The following is a 15,819-nucleotide window of genomic DNA, read 5'->3' on the forward strand; positions in this document are numbered from 1 at the left end:
GGCAGGCTTCGCGGCAGCGGGTTGCGCCGCCGGCGGTTTAGCCGCAGCAGGATGCGAGGCCGCGGGCTTGGCCGGCGTGGTGGCTGGCTTGGCCGGGGCAGTGGCCGCAGGCGCCGCCGTGGCAGGAATCGCCGGTGCGGCAGCCGGTGCAGTCGGTGCCGCGGGGCTGACCAGCTTCGGAACCGTCGCCGGAATGGTCGGCCCGCCGCCCTGTGCATCCAGGCTTTCCTGGGCCTGGGCGGCAGCGTTGACGCGCTCTTCGGCAGTCCGGTTGTCGCTGAACACCAGCAGCAGGTAACGGCTACGGTTCAAGGCGGCGGTCGGAACGGCGCGGACAATGGCAAACGGCTGGCCGGAATCGTGAATCACTTCCTTGACCGTCGCCACCGGATAACCGGCCGGGAAACGCTGACCAAGGCCGGAGCTGACCAGCAAGTCGCCTTCCTTGATGTCGGCGGTATCGGCCACATGCCGCAACTCCAGACGCTCCGGGTTGCCGGTGCCGCTGGCAATCGCCCGCAAACCGTTACGGTTCACCTGCACCGGAATGCTGTGGGTGGTATCGGTCAGCAGCAAGACACGGGACGTGTAGGGCATCAACTCGACCACCTGGCCCATCAGGCCACGGGCATCGAGTACCGGCTGACCAAGGACCACGCCGTCGCGCTCACCTTTATTGATGATGATGCGATGGGTGAAGGGATTGGGGTCCATGCCGATCAACTCGGCCACTTCGACCTTCTCGTTGACCAGGGCCGAAGAGTTGAGCAACTCGCGCAGCCGAACGTTCTGCTCGGTCAGGGCGGCCAGCTTCTGCATGCGCCCCTGCAACAGCAGGTTCTCGGTCTTGAGTTTTTCGTTTTCGGCGACGAGTTCGGTCCGGCTGCCAAACTGACTGGCAACGCCTTCCCACAGTCGTCCGGGCAGGTCGGTGATCCAGTAGGCGTCCATCAGCACCAGCGACATCTGGCTGCGTGCAGGCTTGAGCAGACTGAAACGGGCATCGACCACCATCAGCGTGACCGATAGCACGACCAGCACCAACAGGCGCACGCCCAGTGAAGGGCCCTTGGTGAAAAGCGGTTTAATAAGCCGCTCCTCCCAGGCAAATGTTCTGTTTATTCATACGGCAGCAATCCGGCCTGGATGCAGACTGACAGAAGATAAACGCGAACAGGCAGCACTGCAAAGTGCCGCCTGCGCGCTCAACAGCATAGAGGCAATCCGGCGACTTATTCGCTGGAAAGCAGGTCCATGGTGTGTTTATCCATCATTTCCAATGCACGGCCACCGCCGCGAGCAACGCAGGTCAGCGGGTCTTCGGCGACGATCACCGGCAGACCAGTCTCCTGGGCCAGCAATTTGTCCAGGTCACGCAACAAGGCGCCACCACCGGTCAGTACCAGGCCACGCTCGGCGATATCGGAAGCCAGTTCCGGAGGCGATTGCTCCAGGGCGCTTTTCACGGCCTGAACGATGGTAGCCAGGGACTCTTGCAGAGCTTCCAGCACTTCGTTGGAGTTCAGGGTGAATGCCCGTGGAACGCCTTCGGCCAGGTTACGGCCACGAACGTCGACTTCGCGAACTTCGCCGCCCGGGTAGGCCGTACCGATTTCCTGCTTGATGCGCTCGGCGGTGGATTCGCCGATCAGGCTGCCGTAGTTGCGACGCACGTAGGTGATGATCGCTTCGTCGAAGCGGTCGCCGCCCACACGTACGGATTCGGCGTAAACCACACCATTGAGGGAGATCAGCGCGATTTCAGTGGTACCGCCACCGATATCCACGACCATCGAGCCGCGAGCTTCTTCTACCGGCAGGCCGGCACCGATCGCAGCGGCCATTGGCTCTTCGATCAGGAACACTTCACGGGCACCGGCACCGAGGGCCGATTCACGGATTGCACGACGCTCAACCTGGGTGGATTTGCATGGAACGCAGATCAACACGCGAGGGCTAGGCTGCAGGAAGCTGTTTTCGTGAACCTTGTTGATGAAGTACTGCAGCATTTTTTCGCACACGCTGAAATCGGCGATCACGCCGTCCTTCATCGGACGAATGGCAGCAATGTTGCCCGGAGTACGGCCCAGCATGCGCTTGGCTTCGGTGCCGACAGCAACGACACTTTTCTGGTTACCGTGTGTCCGAATGGCCACAACCGATGGCTCATTCAGGACGATACCGCGCTCGCGCACGTAAATAAGGGTGTTGGCAGTGCCCAGGTCAATGGAAAGATCGCTGGAAAACATGCCACGCAGTTTCTTGAACATGGGAAAGGGACCCTAGGCAACGCGTGGGTAAAAAAGTGCGGCAAACTCTAACAACGACAGGGATTTTGGGCAAGGCGCCAATATGTTAAATTGGCCGCTTTTCTGTGCACCAAGCCCCACAATCGCGGCCTTATGACCGTAGAAGTGCGGTAGTGTTCCGACAATCTAACACACGGACGCCGTCCGTTTTGTTTTCCACTGGAGAATCCCAATGGCGCTTGAACGCTCCGACGTGGAAAAAATCGCTCATCTGGCCTGCCTTGGCCTCAATGATGCCGATCTTCCACACATCACTTCGGCCCTCAACAGCATTCTCGGGCTGGTCGACGAAATGCAGGCGGTCAATACCGACGGTATCGAACCGCTGGCCCACCCACTGGAAGCCAGCCAGCGCCTGCGCGCAGACGTCGTGACCGAGACCAATCACCGCGAGGCCTACCAGTCCATCGCACCAGCGGTCGAAAACGGCCTGTACCTGGTTCCGAAAGTCATCGACTAATAGGGAAAGAGCCTGCAATGCATCAATTGACTCTGGCCGAGATCGCCCGCGGACTCGCCGATAAAAAGTTTTCCTCCGAAGAGCTGACCAAGGTTCTGCTGGCGCGCATCGCCCAGCTCGATCCACAGCTCAACAGTTTCATCAGCCTCACCGAAGACCTGGCACTGAAGCAGGCGAAAGCCGCTGACGCCCGCCGGGCCAATGGTGAGAGCGGCGCCCTGCTCGGCGCGCCGATCGCCCACAAAGACCTGTTCTGCACCCAGGGCATTCGCACCAGCTGCGGCTCGAAGATGCTCGACAACTTTAAAGCACCGTACGATGCCACCGTCGTCGCCAAACTGGCCGCTGCCGGGGCCGTGACCCTGGGCAAGACCAACATGGACGAATTCGCCATGGGTTCGGCCAACGAGTCGAGCTACTACGGCGCGGTGAAAAACCCGTGGAACCTGGAACACGTTCCGGGCGGTTCGTCCGGCGGCTCCGCTGCGGCGGTCGCCGCTCGTCTGTTGCCGGCGGCCACCGGCACCGACACTGGCGGTTCGATCCGTCAGCCGGCGGCCCTGACCAACCTCACCGGCCTGAAACCGACGTACGGTCGCGTTTCGCGCTGGGGCATGATCGCCTACGCCTCCAGCCTCGATCAGGGCGGCCCGATGGCACGCACCGCCGAAGACTGCGCTATTTTGTTGCAAGGTATGGCCGGCTTCGATCCGAACGACTCCACCAGCATCGATGAGCCCGTGCCGGACTACAGCGCCAGCCTCAACGGCTCGCTGCAAGGCCTGCGCATCGGCGTGCCGAAGGAATACTTCAGCGCCGGTCTCGACCCGCGCATCGCCGAGCTGATCCACAACAGCATCAAGGAGCTGGAAAAGCTCGGCGCCGTGATCAAGGAAATCAGCCTGCCGAACATGCAGCACGCAATTCCTGCGTACTACGTGATCGCCCCGGCGGAAGCCTCGTCCAACCTGTCGCGTTTCGACGGCGTACGCTTCGGCTACCGCTGCGAAAACCCGGTCAACCTGATCGACCTGTACAAACGCTCCCGTGGCGAAGGCTTCGGCCCGGAAGTACAGCGCCGGATCATGGTCGGTGCCTACGCGCTGTCCGCCGGTTACTACGACGCCTATTACCTGAAGGCGCAGAAGATCCGTCGTTTGATCAAGAACGACTTCATGGTGGCCTTCAATGAGGTCGACATCATCCTCGGCCCGACCACGCCGAACCCGGCCTGGAAGCTCGGCGCCAAGAACAGCGACCCGGTCGCTGCGTACCTGGAAGACGTCTACACCATCACCGCCAACCTCGCCGGCCTGCCGGGCCTGTCGATGCCGGCCGGTTTTGTCGACGGTCTGCCGGTTGGCGTGCAACTGCTCGCTCCGTATTTCCAGGAAGGTCGCCTGTTGAACGTTGCCCACCAGTATCAGTTGAACACTGACTGGCACACCCGCACCCCAACCGGCTTCTGAGGAGACACACATGCAATGGGAAGTCGTGATCGGGCTGGAGATTCACACCCAGCTCACCACCCGGTCGAAAATCTTTTCCGGTAGTTCCACCACGTTCGGCTCCGAGCCGAACACCCAGGCCAGCCTGGTAGACCTGGGCATGCCCGGCGTGCTGCCGGTGCTGAACCAGGAAGCGGTGCGCATGGCGGTGATGTTCGGTCTGGCGATTGACGCCGAGATCGGCCAGCACAACGTGTTCGCCCGTAAAAACTACTTCTACCCGGACCTGCCCAAGGGCTACCAGATCAGCCAGATGGAATTGCCGATCGTCGGCAAGGGTCACCTGGACATCGCCCTGGAAGACGGCACGGTCAAACGGGTCGGCATCACCCGCGCGCACCTGGAAGAAGACGCCGGCAAAAGCCTGCACGAAGAATTCAGCGGCGCCACCGGCATCGACCTGAACCGTGCCGGCACACCGCTGCTGGAAATCGTTTCCGAACCGGACATGCGCAGCGCCAAGGAAGCCGTGGCCTACGTCAAGGCGATCCACGCGCTGGTGCGTTACTTAGGGATTTGCGACGGCAACATGGCCGAAGGCTCGCTGCGTTGCGACTGCAACGTATCGATCCGTCCGAAAGGCCAGGTCGAATTCGGCACCCGCTGCGAGATCAAGAACGTCAACTCGTTCCGTTTCATCGAGAAGGCGATCAACAGCGAAATCCAGCGTCAGATCGAACTGATCGAAGACGGCGGCAAGGTGATCCAGCAGACCCGCCTGTACGATCCGAACAAGGACGAGACCCGTCCGATGCGCAGCAAAGAGGAAGCCAACGACTACCGTTACTTCCCCGATCCGGACCTGCTGCCGGTGGTCATCGAGAACTCGTTCCTCGACGACGTGCGCGCCACCCTGCCGGAATTGCCACCGCAGAAGCGCGAGCGCTTCCAGGAGCAGTTCGGTCTGTCGGTCTACGACGCCAGCGTGCTGGCCACCAGCCGCGAACAAGCCGATTACTTCGAGAAAGTCGCGAGCATCGGCGGCGACGCCAAACTGGCGGCCAACTGGGTGATGGTCGAGTTGGGCAGCCTGCTCAACAAGCAAGGCCTGGACATCGAACAGTCGCCGGTTTCCGCAGAGCTTCTGGGCGGCATGCTGCTGCGCATCAAGGACAACACCATCTCCGGCAAGATCGCCAAGGTGGTGTTTGAAGCGATGGCCAACGGCGAAGGCAGCGCGGACGAGATCATCGACAAGCGCGGCCTCAAGCAAGTGACCGACACCGGCGCCATCTCGGCGGTGCTGGACGAAATGCTCGCGGCCAACGCCGAGCAGGTCGAACAATACCGCGCGGCAGACGAAGCCAAGCGCGGCAAGATGTTCGGCTTCTTTGTCGGCCAGGCCATGAAAGCTTCCAAAGGCAAGGCCAACCCGCAACAGGTCAACGAACTGCTCAAAAGCAAGCTCGAAGGCTGATGAGGATGGAGCCAGCTCTAAATACTGGCTCCATTCCCTGTGGGAGCGAGTTTGCTCGCGATAGCGATCCGGCACTCAACACAAAGTTGACTGTCAGAATGCCAATCGCGAGCGAGCTCGCTCCCACATTTTTTTCGGAAGCTTTCAAATGAAGCGTCTACTTGGACTTTGCGCCCTCCTCTCGCTCCTGGCCGGCTGCGCCAGCACCGACACCGTCGATCCGCATGGCTACGACAAAACCGGCGTGGCTTCGTACTACGGCGCCAAACACCAAGGCAAACGCACCGCCAACGGCGAGCGTTTCAATATGAATTCCATGACCGCCGCCCATCGCCAGCTACCCTTCGGTACACGGGTGAAGGTCACCAATCTGAATAACGACAAATCCTGCGTGGTGCGCATCAATGATCGCGGGCCGCACACCCGGGGCCGCCTGATCGACCTGTCCAAGGAAGCCGCCGAGCGCCTGGGCATGCTGCGCAGCGGCACCGCGCGGGTTCGCGTGCAAGCCCTCGACGACTGACCGATGGAGCCCCGACCATTTTCGGACTAGCCGATTTACCCCTGATCAGCGTGATCGAATTGCTCAGCGGATTGCTCCTGCTGATTGTCGGCGCCGAATTGATGGTGCGCGCCGCCGTACGCATTGCCGCTCGGCTGCACATACGCCCGCTGATCATCGGCCTGACCATCGTCGCCCTCGGCAGCAGCGCACCGCAGATGGCGGTCAGCCTGCAGGCGACCCTGGCGCACAACGCCGACATTGCCGTCGGCAGCGTGATTGGCAGCAGCATTTTCAACATTCTCGTCACCCTCGGGTTGTCCGCACTGATCATTCCTTTGCGGGTGTCCCGGCAACTGGTGCGCCTGGATATTCCGCTGATGATCGGCGCCAGCCTGTTGGTGTTCGTACTCGCCTGGAATGAAGAACTGAACCGTGCCGACGGCGTGATGTTGCTGACGGCACTGGCGATTTACCTGGGCTTGTTGCTGCGCCAGTCACGGCATTCGGCACGCCCGGTATCGAGCCATGACCATCATGCGCAAGCGCCATGGCTGAGCAGCCTGCTGATGATCGTCACCGGGCTGGCGATGCTGGTGTACGCCGGGCACTTGCTGCTGGGCGCGGCGGTTGCCGTGGCCACCGACCTTGGGTTGTCGGAGCGGATCATCGGCCTGACCATCGTCGCCGTCAGCACCTCACTGCCTGAGCTCGCCACTTCGTTGATCGCGGCAATGCGCGGCGAGCGCGATATTGCCGTGGGCAACGTGATTGGCAGCAACCTGTTCAACCTCTTGGGTGTGCTCGGTTTTACCGCACTGGTAGCGCCAACGCCGCTGTCGGTGTCGCCCAACGCCCTGGATTTCGACCTGCCGGTGATGCTCGGCGTCGCGGCGCTGTGCCTGCCGGTGTTCTATTCCGGCTATCGGGTGACCCGTGCCGAAGGCCTGCTGTTTCTGGGTTTGTACCTGGCGTATGGGCTGCACGTGGTGTCGTTCACCACCGGCATGCCTCTGGCCGGCAAGCTGGAACACCTGATGCTGTTTTTCGTCCTGCCGGCGCTGGTGGCGTTTTTGCTGTTCACGTCACTACGCGCCTGGCGTCGCCAACACCATAAGAAGGAAGTCCCATGACCGAGAATAAAAAAACCGGCGTTGAAGTCCGCCGCCAAGTGATGGGCGACGCCTTCGTCGACCGCGCACTGGGCAATGCCACCGAGTTCACCCAGCCGCTGCAGGATTTCGTCAATGAACACGCCTGGGGCGGTGTGTGGAATCGCGAAGGCCTGCCGCTGAAAACCCGCAGCCTGATCACCCTTGCCGCCCTGACTGCACTCAAGTGCCCGCAGGAGTTGAAAGGTCACGTGCGCGGTGCGCTGAACAACGGCTGCACTGTGGAGGAGATTCGCGAGGCGCTGCTGCATTGCGCGGTGTATGCCGGTGTACCGGCGGCGATTGATGCGTTTCGGGCGGCGCAGGAAGTAATCGACAGTTATCAGAAGCCTGAGTGAGTCATTGAAATTCAGGTTGCCTGATCTGGCGCCATCGCGAGCAAGCTCGCTCCCACAGGGGGCTTCGGTGTGAACAGAGTTTGATTAACAACAAAGAAACCTGTGGGAGCGAGCTTGCTCGCGATGAGGCCCTGAAAAACTCCAGGGTCAGATCCACCCACCCCACTGCAAAAAGAAGATCCCGACATTGGTGGTGACCGCCGCCATCAACGTGGTGATCACGATAATCGCCGCCGCCAGCTCGTGATTGCCATCCGCCGCCCGGGCCATGACGAAACTGGCGGCGGCGGTCGGGCTGCCGAAGTACAGAAACAGAATCCCCAGCTCCGCACCACGAAAGCCCCACAACCACGCCCCCAGCGTCGCCAGCACCGGCAAGCCGATCATCTTCACCAGGCTTGAGCTCAGTGCCATGTTGCCGCTTTTGCGCAGTGCCGCCAGGGACAGCGTACCGCCGATGCAGATCAGCGCCAGCGGCAAGGTGGTTTGCGCCAGGTACTGGCCGGAGGTTTCCAGCCAGCCGGGCAAGCCGATCTTGAAATAGGCAAACGGCGCAGCCGCAATCACGCTGATGATCAACGGATTGCTGAACACGCTTTTGCAGATGCTCCACGGATCGGACTTGATCACCGGGCTGTACACCGCCAGCACGATGGTCGAGAGGGTGTTGTAGAACAGGATCACCAGCGCCGCCAGGATCGCCCCGAGGGAAATCCCGTAGTCGCCATACATGCTTGCCGCCAGCGCCAGGCCGATGACCCCGTTGTTACCGCGAAAGGCGCCTTGGGTGTAGATCCCCCGATCCTCCCGCGGGCACTTCCAGATCGCCCAGCCCCAGGCGATGGCAAAACACACCAGGGTCGCGAGGGAGAAATAGATCAGCAGCGCCGGCTGCAATGCCGTGTGCAGGTCGGCATGCAAGATGCCCAGAAACAGCAACGCCGGCATGGTGACGTTGAACACCAGAGCCGATGCGGTGTGGATGAAGTTGTCGTTGATCCAGTCGATGCGCTTGAGCAGCACACCCAGAAACAGCATGGCAAACACCGGCGCGGTGATGTTCAGGGTTTCGAGGAAAATTGCCAGCATGCCGGAGAGGACCTTGGGGTGGGCGTCGTTAGGGGGCTAATGATAAACCACACCGAGCACATTAAGATCAAAAGATCGCAGCCTGCGGCAGCTCCTACAGGGGAACGCGTGTTCTGTAGGAGCTGCCGTAGGCTGCGATCTTTTACAGGCAACGCGGTCTCAGGTAATCGGCGCCGGGTTGAACAGGGTGATGTCGTTATGCAGCTTGTGCTGCTCGGCCCACGTCTGTTTCTTGCCGCTGGCCACGTCCAGGTAGTAGTGGAACAGCTCCCAACCCAGCTCCTCGATCGATGCGCGGCCGGTGGCAATGCGCCCGGCATCGATGTCGATCAGGTCCGGCCAGCGTTGCGCCAGCTCGGTCCGGGTCGAGACCTTCACCACCGGAGCCATGGCCAGCCCGTAAGGCGTGCCACGACCGGTGGTGAACACATGCAGGTTCATCCCCGCCGCCAACTGCAAGGTCCCGCAGACAAAGTCGCTGGCCGGAGTCGCACAGAAGATCAGGCCTTTGCGCTTGAAACGCTCGCCTGGGCCGAGCACGCCGTTGATCGCGCTGCTGCCGGACTTGACGATCGATCCCAGGGATTTCTCGACAATATTCGACAACCCGCCCTTCTTGTTGCCCGGCGTAGTGTTGGCACTGCGATCCGCCTCGCCCTTGGCCAGGTAGCGATCGTACCAGTCCATTTCCCGCACCAGTTCCTGGGCAACGTCCTGGTTCTGCGCGCGTGAGGTCAGCAGGTAAATGGCATCGCGCACTTCGGTGACTTCGGAAAACATCACCGTCGCACCGGCCCGCAGCAACAGGTCCGAGGCATAACCGAGCGCCGGGTTGGCGGTGATGCCGGAAAACGCATCACTGCCGCCGCATTGCATGCCCAGGATCAGCTCGGACGCCGGCACGGTTTCCCGGCGACGTTGATCGAGCCTCTTCAAGCGCGTCTCGGCCAGTTCCATGATCTGCTCGATCATTTCGGTAAAGCCGTGACTGGAGTCCTGCAAGCGGTACAACCAAGGCTCGCTGAGATCCACCGAGCTGTCGTTCTCGTGCATCACCTGCCCGGCCTGCAATTTCTCGCAGCCCAGGCTGATCACCAGGGCTTCGCCACCCAGGTTCGGGTTGCGGGCCAGGTTGCGCACGGTACGGATCGGAATGTACGCGTCAGTGGCGGTGATGGCCACGCCGCAGCCGTAGCTGTGGGTCAGCGCCACCACGTCATCGACGTGCGGGTACTTGGGCAACAACTCATCCTTGATGCGTTTGACCGTATGATCCAGCACCCCGGTAACGCACTGCACGGTGGTAGTGATGCCGAGAATGTTACGCGTGCCGACGGTGCCATCGGCATTGCGATAACCCTCGAAGGTGAAGCCTTCCAGCGGTGCCTGCGCGGCCGGCACATCGGTGGACAGCGGCAGGCTGTCCAGCGGTGGCGCGGTCGGCATGCGCAGTTGATCTTCCTTGACCCAACTGCCGCGGGGAATCGGCTGCAAGGCGTAGCCAATGACCTGACCGTAACGAATCACCTCGCCACCTTCGGGAATATCTTCCAGGGTGACTTTGTGGCTCTGTGGCACGAAGTCCACGGTAACCAGGCCATCGGCAAACTCGGTGCCGGCCGGGACGCCCTGATCGTTGACCACGATCACTACGTTGTCCCGCTCGTGCAGGCGGATGTAGCGCGGCGAGTCGGAATGTTCAATCAACTGCATGACGCCGCTCCTCAGGAATGCGCTTGAGACAATTTGCCAGGGGCTTCAGTACCGTTCGCGGGTGGCTCTTTGAGCACCACGCGCTTGATCGGGCCGACGATCACCAGATAGCTGAACACCGCGACCAGTGCGTTGCAACCAACGAACACCAACGCCCACTTGAACGAGCCGGTGGAGCTGATGATGTAGCCGATCACGATCGGGGTGGTGATCGAGGCCAGGTTACCAAAGGTGTTGAACAGGCCACCGCTCAGGCCGGCGATCTGCTTCGGCGAGGTGTCGGACACCACGGCCCAGCCCAATGCGCCCACACCTTTGCCGAAGAAGGCCAGGGCCATGAAGCCGACGACCATCCATTCAACATCGACATAGTTGCAGGCCACTATGCTGCTGGAAACCAGCAGGCCGGCAATGATCGGCGCCTTGCGGGCGAAGGTCAGGGAATGGCCTTTGCGCAACAGGTAATCGGAAATCACCCCGCCGAGCACACCACCGATGAAGCCGCAGATCGCCGGCAAGGACGCAATGAAACCAGCCTTGAGGATGGTCATGCCGCGTTCCTGTACCAGGTACACCGGGAACCAGGTCAAGAAGAAGTAAGTGATGCCATTGATGCAGTACTGGCCCAGGTACACGCCGAGCATCATACGGTTGGTCAGCAGTTGGCGGATGTAATCCCACTTCGGACCGTCGCCTTTTTTGCCTTTGCCCTTGTCCTGGTCCATGTCGACCATGCCGCCGTTGTCGGCGATGTGCTTGAACTCGGCGTCATTGATCATCGGGTGCTGGCGCGGGCTGTAGATCACCTTGAGCCAGATACCCGAGAAAATGATGCCGATCACGCCCATGACGATGAACACGTGCTGCCAGCCGAAGCTGTAGACGATCCAGCCCATCAACGGTGCGAACAACACAGTGGCAAAGTACTGCGCCGAGTTGAAGATCGCCGAGGCGGTGCCGCGCTCAGCGGTCGGGAACCAGGCGGCCACGATACGAGCGTTGCCGGGGAAGGATGGCGCTTCGGCCAGGCCCACCAAAAAGCGCAGCATGAACAGCGCGACCACAGCGGTGGACATGCCGAACTCGCCGACATAGCCCTGCAGGACGGTGAACAGCGACCAGGTAAAGATGCTCAGTGCGTAGATCTTTTTCGAGCCGAAACGGTCCAGCAGCCAGCCGCCGGGGATTTGCCCGGCCACGTAGGCCCAACCGAATGCGGAGAAGATGTAGCCGAGGGTAACGGCGTCGATACCCAGGTCTTTTTGCAGGCTGGAGCCGGCGATTGCGATGGTAGCCCGGTCGGCGTAGTTGATCGTGGTCACCAGGAACAGCATGAGCAGGATCAGATAGCGGACGTGAGTCGGCTTGGTCGATTGCATGTAGATGTACTCCCACTGATTATTTTTATGCGCGGGTGAATCTTGTGTATTCCCTGTAGGGCTGTAGGAGCTGTCGAGTGAAACGAGGCTGCGATCTTTTGATCTTTAGCGCCATCAAAGGCACCGAAAATCAAGATCAAAAGATCGCAGCCTGCGGCAGCTCCTACATGGGTTTGCGGTATCGGTGCCACCGAGGTGGCACCGGATACAGCGGTGTTGCGTGTTACGAACCGATGTAAGAGGTTTTTACAACCGTGTAGAACTCTTGCGCATAGCGACCTTGCTCACGTGATCCATAGGATGAACCTTTACGCCCACCAAACGGAACGTGGTAATCCACACCGGCGGTCGGCAGGTTGACCATCACCATCCCGGCCTGGGAGTGGCGCTTGAAGTGGTTGGCGTACTTCAGCGAGGTGGTGGCAATGCCCGCCGACAGCCCGAACTCGGTATCGTTGGCCATAGCCAGGGCTGCTTCGTAATCGGCGACACGGACGATGTTGGCCACCGGGCCGAAGATCTCTTCGCGACTGATGCGCATCGACGCTTCGCTGTCGGCAAACAGGGTCGGCGCGAGGAAGTAACCCTCGGTGTCGCAGGTCACCAGACCACCGCCGCTGACCAGACGTGCACCTTCGGACTGGCCGATGTCGATGTACTTCATGTCCTGTTCAAGCTGCGCTTGGGAAACCACCGGACCGATGTCGGTACCAGCCGTCAACGCGTGACCGACCTTGATCGACTTCATGCGCTCGGCCATGGCATCGACGAACCGGTCGTGGATGCCAGCGGTGACGATGAAGCGGCTGGAAGCGGTGCAACGCTGGCCGGTGGAGTAGAACGCGCTCTGTACCGACAGCTCGACCGCTTGCTTGAGGTCGGCGTCGTCGAGAATGATCTGCGGGTTCTTGCCGCCCATTTCCAGCTGGACCTTGGCCTGACGCGACACGCAACTGACAGCGATCTGGCGACCCACGCCCACGGAACCGGTGAAGCTGATGCCATCGACTTTCGGGCTGTGGACCAGTGCATCGCCAACCACGCGACCGCTGCCCATCACCAGGTTGAACACACCAGCCGGGAAGCCTGCGCGGGAGATGATTTCAGCCAGGGCCCAGGCGCAGCCCGGAACCAGGTCCGCGGGCTTCAGCACCACGCAGTTGCCGTAGGCCAGGGCCGGGGCGATTTTCCACGCAGGGATGGCAATCGGGAAGTTCCACGGGGTGATCAGACCAACCACGCCCAGGGCTTCGCGAGTGACTTCAACGTTGACGCCCGGACGCACCGACGGCAGGTAGTCACCGGACAGGCGCAGGCATTCACCGGCGAAGAACTTGAAGATGTTACCGGCGCGAGTCACTTCGCCAATGGCTTCGGGCAGGGTCTTGCCCTCTTCCCGGGCCAGCAGGGTGCCGAGTTCTTCGCGGCGGGCGAGGATCTCAGTGCCGACTTTATCCAATGAATCGTGGCGAGCCTGGATGCCGGAAGTGGACCAGGCCGGGAACGCGGCGCGAGCGGCGTCGATGGCGGCGTGGACCTGAGCCAGATCAGCCTTGGCGTATTCGCCGATGGTATCGCTCAACTCGGACGGGTTGATGTTGGCGCAGTAATCACTGCCCTTCACCCATTCGCCGTTGATGTAGTTATCGAAACGCTTTGCATCAGCCACTTGAAGATCTCCTCACGCAAGAAGCCGCTGATTGCTCAGCGGCCTTGGTTTTATCGAGTGTTATTGCGCACCTTGCTTGTCGATCAGCGCGGCGAGCATTTCATACTCTTCACCCGTCAGATCGGTCAGCGGCGCACGCACAGGACCTGCGTCATAGCCTGCAATTTTTGCCCCGGCCTTGACGATGCTCACGGCGTAACCGGCTTTGCGGTTACGGATGTCCAGGTACGGCAGGAAGAAGTCGTCGATGATCTTGCCGACGGTGGCGTGATCTTCGCGAGCAATGGCGTGGTAGAAATCCATCGCGGTTTTCGGGATGAAGTTGAACACCGCCGAGGAGTACACCGGCACGCCCAGCGCCTTGTAGGCCGCGGCGTAGACTTCGGCGGTTGGCAAACCGCCCAGGTAGCTGAAGCGATCGCCGAGGCGGCGACGGATCGACACCATCAACTCGATATCACCCAGGCCATCCTTGTAACCGATCAGGTTCGGGCAGCGTTCGGCCAGGCGTTCCAGCAGCGGCGCGGTCAGGCGGCAGACGTTGCGGTTGTAGACCACCACGCCGATGTTGACCGATTTGCACACGGCTTCAACGTGGGCGGCAACGCCGTCCTGGCTGGCTTCGGTCAGGTAGTGCGGTAGCAGCAACAGGCCTTTGGCGCCCAAGCGTTCGGCTTCCTGTGCATATTCGATGGCCTGGCGAGTGGCGCCACCGACACCGGCCAGAATCGGCACGCTGGTGGCGCAAGTGTCGACCGCAGTCTTGATGATTTCCGAATATTCGCTGGCCGCCAGAGAAAAGAACTCACCGGTGCCGCCCGCAGCGAACAACGCCGAGGCGCCGTATGGGGCCAGCCATTCGAGACGCTTGATGTAACCCGCGCGATTGAAGTCGCCCTGAGCATTGAAATCGGTGACCGGGAAAGACAGCAGACCGGCAGAGAGGATGGACTTCAGTTCTTGTGGATTCATTATTCGAACACCCTGGATAGCGACGTTGTGTGAGAAAACCGTTCAGCCTGCGCCGAAGTTGTAGGTCATCGTACAACTTAAAATACAACCGTCAACTGCATTTCATCACCGGGGGGTGAAAATTGTTCGACAAGAATGCGCAGAATCCTTGTTTCAGAGGGTTTCTGCGAAAGAGAAAAGGGATGATCACACCTCGAAAAACAGGTGCTCAGGAGATACGTTGTCGGAAGATTGTGGCGAGGGATAAGTAAAAGAGAGGCTGACTGAAGGTTTTGTGGGATGGCTTACGACCTCTTCGTCGGAGCGCCGCCCGGAGCAAGCCCGCTCCCACATTTGAATTTCTGCGAACTCACAATTTGTGAACGACACAGATCAAGTGTGGGAGCGGGCTTGCTCGCGAAGGCAATCTGTCAGCCAATACCGGCTTGGATCAAAACACTTAGCCCCGCTGCGCCTCAGCCTCTTCATGGGCATGACGCAACCGCTCACGGCTGTTGGTCAGGTGCAAACGCATGGCGGCCCGCGCCGCATCGGAATCCTGGCGGGCAATGGCGTCGTAGATTTCTTCGTGCTCACGACTCAGGCGACTCATGTAGTGTTGCTGGTCGTCATGGGCCAGGCGCGCGGAGTTCAGCCGTGTGCGCGGAATGATGCTGGTGCCCAGGTGAGTCATGATGTCGGTGAAGTAACGGTTGCCGGTGGACAGCGCGATTTCGAGGTGGAAGGCGAAGTCCGAAGCCACCGCGTCACTGGCGTGAGCGGCACTTTCATTCAACGCATCGAGGGCAGCGCGCATATTGGCCAACTGTTCCGGGCTGCGACGTTGTGCCGCCAGCCCGGCAGACTCCACTTCCAGGCTGATGCGCAGCTCCAGGATCGCCAGCACATCCCGCAAGGTCACCACGGTCGCCGGGTCGATGCGGAAACCGCTTGGGCTCGGCGTGTCGAGCACGAAAGTGCCGATGCCGTGGCGGGTTTCCACCTGCCCGGCGGCCTGCAAACGGGAAATCGCCTCGCGCACCACCGTGCGGCTGACACCATGGGCGTCCATGATGGCCGACTCCGTGGGCAACTTGTCGCCACGCTTGAGATGACCGTCGCGGATCTGCTCGGACAGCACCGTCACCAGTTCCTGAGCGAGGCTGCGGCGCTTGCGAGGGAGGCGAGGTGCGTCGATCGGGTTTTCCATGGTGAACATCTGTCTCGAAAAATTCGGCGGCTGAAAGCGCATCATAGCGCAACGCGGTTGTACGATCACCGTCAAGATGACCACCAAACCCTGTGGGAGCAA

The 15,819-nt window shown here is 60.8% G+C and carries 14 protein-coding genes; 6 read left to right on the plus strand and 8 right to left on the minus strand.

Annotation, left to right across the window (positions count from 1 at the left end):
• Positions 1-1,089 (minus strand): rod shape-determining protein MreC (gene mreC, locus PMI34_RS09400; protein WP_081498099.1); only part of this gene is annotated, 1,089 nt, incomplete at its 3' end.
• Between the two features lie 143 nt (positions 1,090-1,232).
• Positions 1,233-2,270, minus strand: a complete 1,038-nt coding sequence (gene mreB / locus PMI34_RS09395; protein ID WP_002555108.1) for a rod shape-determining protein MreB — start codon at positions 2,268-2,270, stop codon at positions 1,233-1,235.
• A gap of 211 nt (positions 2,271-2,481) precedes the next feature.
• Here mreB and gatC point away from each other — a divergent pair, with 211 nt between their 5' ends.
• The 6 genes from gatC to PMI34_RS09365 all read left to right on the plus strand — a co-directional run bounded on the left by gatC (position 2,482) and on the right by PMI34_RS09365 (position 7,706).
• Positions 2,482-2,769 carry an Asp-tRNA(Asn)/Glu-tRNA(Gln) amidotransferase subunit GatC gene (gatC, locus tag PMI34_RS09390; RefSeq protein WP_007901429.1) on the plus strand — a complete coding sequence of 96 codons (288 nt, stop codon included), beginning with the start codon at positions 2,482-2,484 and terminating at the stop codon, positions 2,767-2,769.
• 17 nt (positions 2,770-2,786) lie between these two features.
• Positions 2,787-4,238, plus strand: a complete 1,452-nt coding sequence (gene gatA / locus PMI34_RS09385) for an Asp-tRNA(Asn)/Glu-tRNA(Gln) amidotransferase subunit GatA (RefSeq protein ID WP_008051678.1) — start codon at positions 2,787-2,789, stop codon at positions 4,236-4,238.
• A gap of 10 nt (positions 4,239-4,248) precedes the next feature.
• Positions 4,249-5,694, plus strand: coding sequence for an Asp-tRNA(Asn)/Glu-tRNA(Gln) amidotransferase subunit GatB (gene gatB, locus PMI34_RS09380; protein ID WP_008051679.1), 1,446 nt, complete (start codon positions 4,249-4,251; stop codon positions 5,692-5,694).
• A gap of 148 nt (positions 5,695-5,842) precedes the next feature.
• A complete protein-coding gene (locus PMI34_RS09375; RefSeq protein ID WP_008051680.1) occupies positions 5,843-6,217 on the plus strand; it encodes a septal ring lytic transglycosylase RlpA family protein in 375 nt (124 codons plus the stop codon).
• A gap of 50 nt (positions 6,218-6,267) precedes the next feature.
• Positions 6,268-7,329 carry a calcium/sodium antiporter gene (locus tag PMI34_RS09370; RefSeq protein WP_008051681.1) on the plus strand — a complete coding sequence of 354 codons (1,062 nt, stop codon included), beginning with the start codon at positions 6,268-6,270 and terminating at the stop codon, positions 7,327-7,329.
• Complete coding sequence (locus PMI34_RS09365; protein WP_007976475.1) at positions 7,326-7,706, plus strand: carboxymuconolactone decarboxylase family protein; 381 nt, start codon at positions 7,326-7,328, stop codon at positions 7,704-7,706. The genes PMI34_RS09370 and PMI34_RS09365 overlap by 4 nt, the downstream gene beginning before the upstream one ends.
• 147 nt (positions 7,707-7,853) lie before the next feature.
• On the opposite strand, the gene PMI34_RS09360 is transcribed toward PMI34_RS09365, so the two are convergent.
• From PMI34_RS09360 to PMI34_RS09335, 6 genes are all read right to left on the minus strand, one after another.
• Complete coding sequence (locus PMI34_RS09360; protein WP_008051683.1) at positions 7,854-8,795, minus strand: AEC family transporter; 942 nt, start codon at positions 8,793-8,795, stop codon at positions 7,854-7,856.
• A gap of 159 nt (positions 8,796-8,954) precedes the next feature.
• Positions 8,955-10,508 (minus strand): galactarate dehydratase, encoded by a 1,554-nt coding sequence (garD, locus tag PMI34_RS09355; protein WP_008051685.1) that lies wholly within the window; start codon positions 10,506-10,508, stop codon positions 8,955-8,957.
• A gap of 11 nt (positions 10,509-10,519) precedes the next feature.
• Positions 10,520-11,887, minus strand: a complete 1,368-nt coding sequence (locus PMI34_RS09350; protein WP_008051687.1) for an MFS transporter — start codon at positions 11,885-11,887, stop codon at positions 10,520-10,522.
• Between the two features lie 223 nt (positions 11,888-12,110).
• Entirely contained in the window at positions 12,111-13,556 is a 1,446-nt protein-coding gene (locus PMI34_RS09345) for an aldehyde dehydrogenase family protein (RefSeq protein WP_008051692.1), read from the minus strand.
• A 60-nt stretch (positions 13,557-13,616) separates the two neighbouring features.
• On the minus strand, positions 13,617-14,528 hold the full coding sequence (kdgD, locus tag PMI34_RS09340; protein ID WP_008051694.1) for a 5-dehydro-4-deoxyglucarate dehydratase: 912 nt from the start codon (positions 14,526-14,528) through the stop codon (positions 13,617-13,619).
• A gap of 439 nt (positions 14,529-14,967) precedes the next feature.
• Entirely contained in the window at positions 14,968-15,717 is a 750-nt protein-coding gene (locus PMI34_RS09335; RefSeq protein ID WP_177318814.1) for a FadR/GntR family transcriptional regulator, read from the minus strand.
• Positions 15,718-15,819 lie beyond the last annotated feature (102 nt).

The organism is Pseudomonas sp. GM74, from assembly GCF_000282455.1.
Taxonomy (GTDB): Bacteria; Pseudomonadota; Gammaproteobacteria; order Pseudomonadales; family Pseudomonadaceae; genus Aquipseudomonas.

What these genes read in the sequence shown, in the direction of transcription:
- kdgD (WP_008051694.1), bottom strand. Translation starts at nt 14,528, where the DNA reads ATGAATCCACAAGAACTGAAGTCCATCCTCTCTGCCGGTCTGCTGTCT.
- gatB (WP_008051679.1), top strand. Translation starts at nt 4,249, where the DNA reads ATGCAATGGGAAGTCGTGATCGGGCTGGAGATTCACACCCAGCTCACC.
- mreB (WP_002555108.1), bottom strand. Translation starts at nt 2,270, where the DNA reads ATGTTCAAGAAACTGCGTGGCATGTTTTCCAGCGATCTTTCCATTGAC.
- garD (WP_008051685.1), bottom strand. Translation starts at nt 10,508, where the DNA reads ATGCAGTTGATTGAACATTCCGACTCGCCGCGCTACATCCGCCTGCAC.
- PMI34_RS09350 (WP_008051687.1), bottom strand. Translation starts at nt 11,887, where the DNA reads ATGCAATCGACCAAGCCGACTCACGTCCGCTATCTGATCCTGCTCATG.
- gatC (WP_007901429.1), top strand. Translation starts at nt 2,482, where the DNA reads ATGGCGCTTGAACGCTCCGACGTGGAAAAAATCGCTCATCTGGCCTGC.
- PMI34_RS09375 (WP_008051680.1), top strand. Translation starts at nt 5,843, where the DNA reads ATGAAGCGTCTACTTGGACTTTGCGCCCTCCTCTCGCTCCTGGCCGGC.
- PMI34_RS09335 (WP_177318814.1), bottom strand. Translation starts at nt 15,717, where the DNA reads ATGGAAAACCCGATCGACGCACCTCGCCTCCCTCGCAAGCGCCGCAGC.
- gatA (WP_008051678.1), top strand. Translation starts at nt 2,787, where the DNA reads ATGCATCAATTGACTCTGGCCGAGATCGCCCGCGGACTCGCCGATAAA.
- PMI34_RS09360 (WP_008051683.1), bottom strand. Translation starts at nt 8,795, where the DNA reads ATGCTGGCAATTTTCCTCGAAACCCTGAACATCACCGCGCCGGTGTTT.
- PMI34_RS09365 (WP_007976475.1), top strand. Translation starts at nt 7,326, where the DNA reads ATGACCGAGAATAAAAAAACCGGCGTTGAAGTCCGCCGCCAAGTGATG.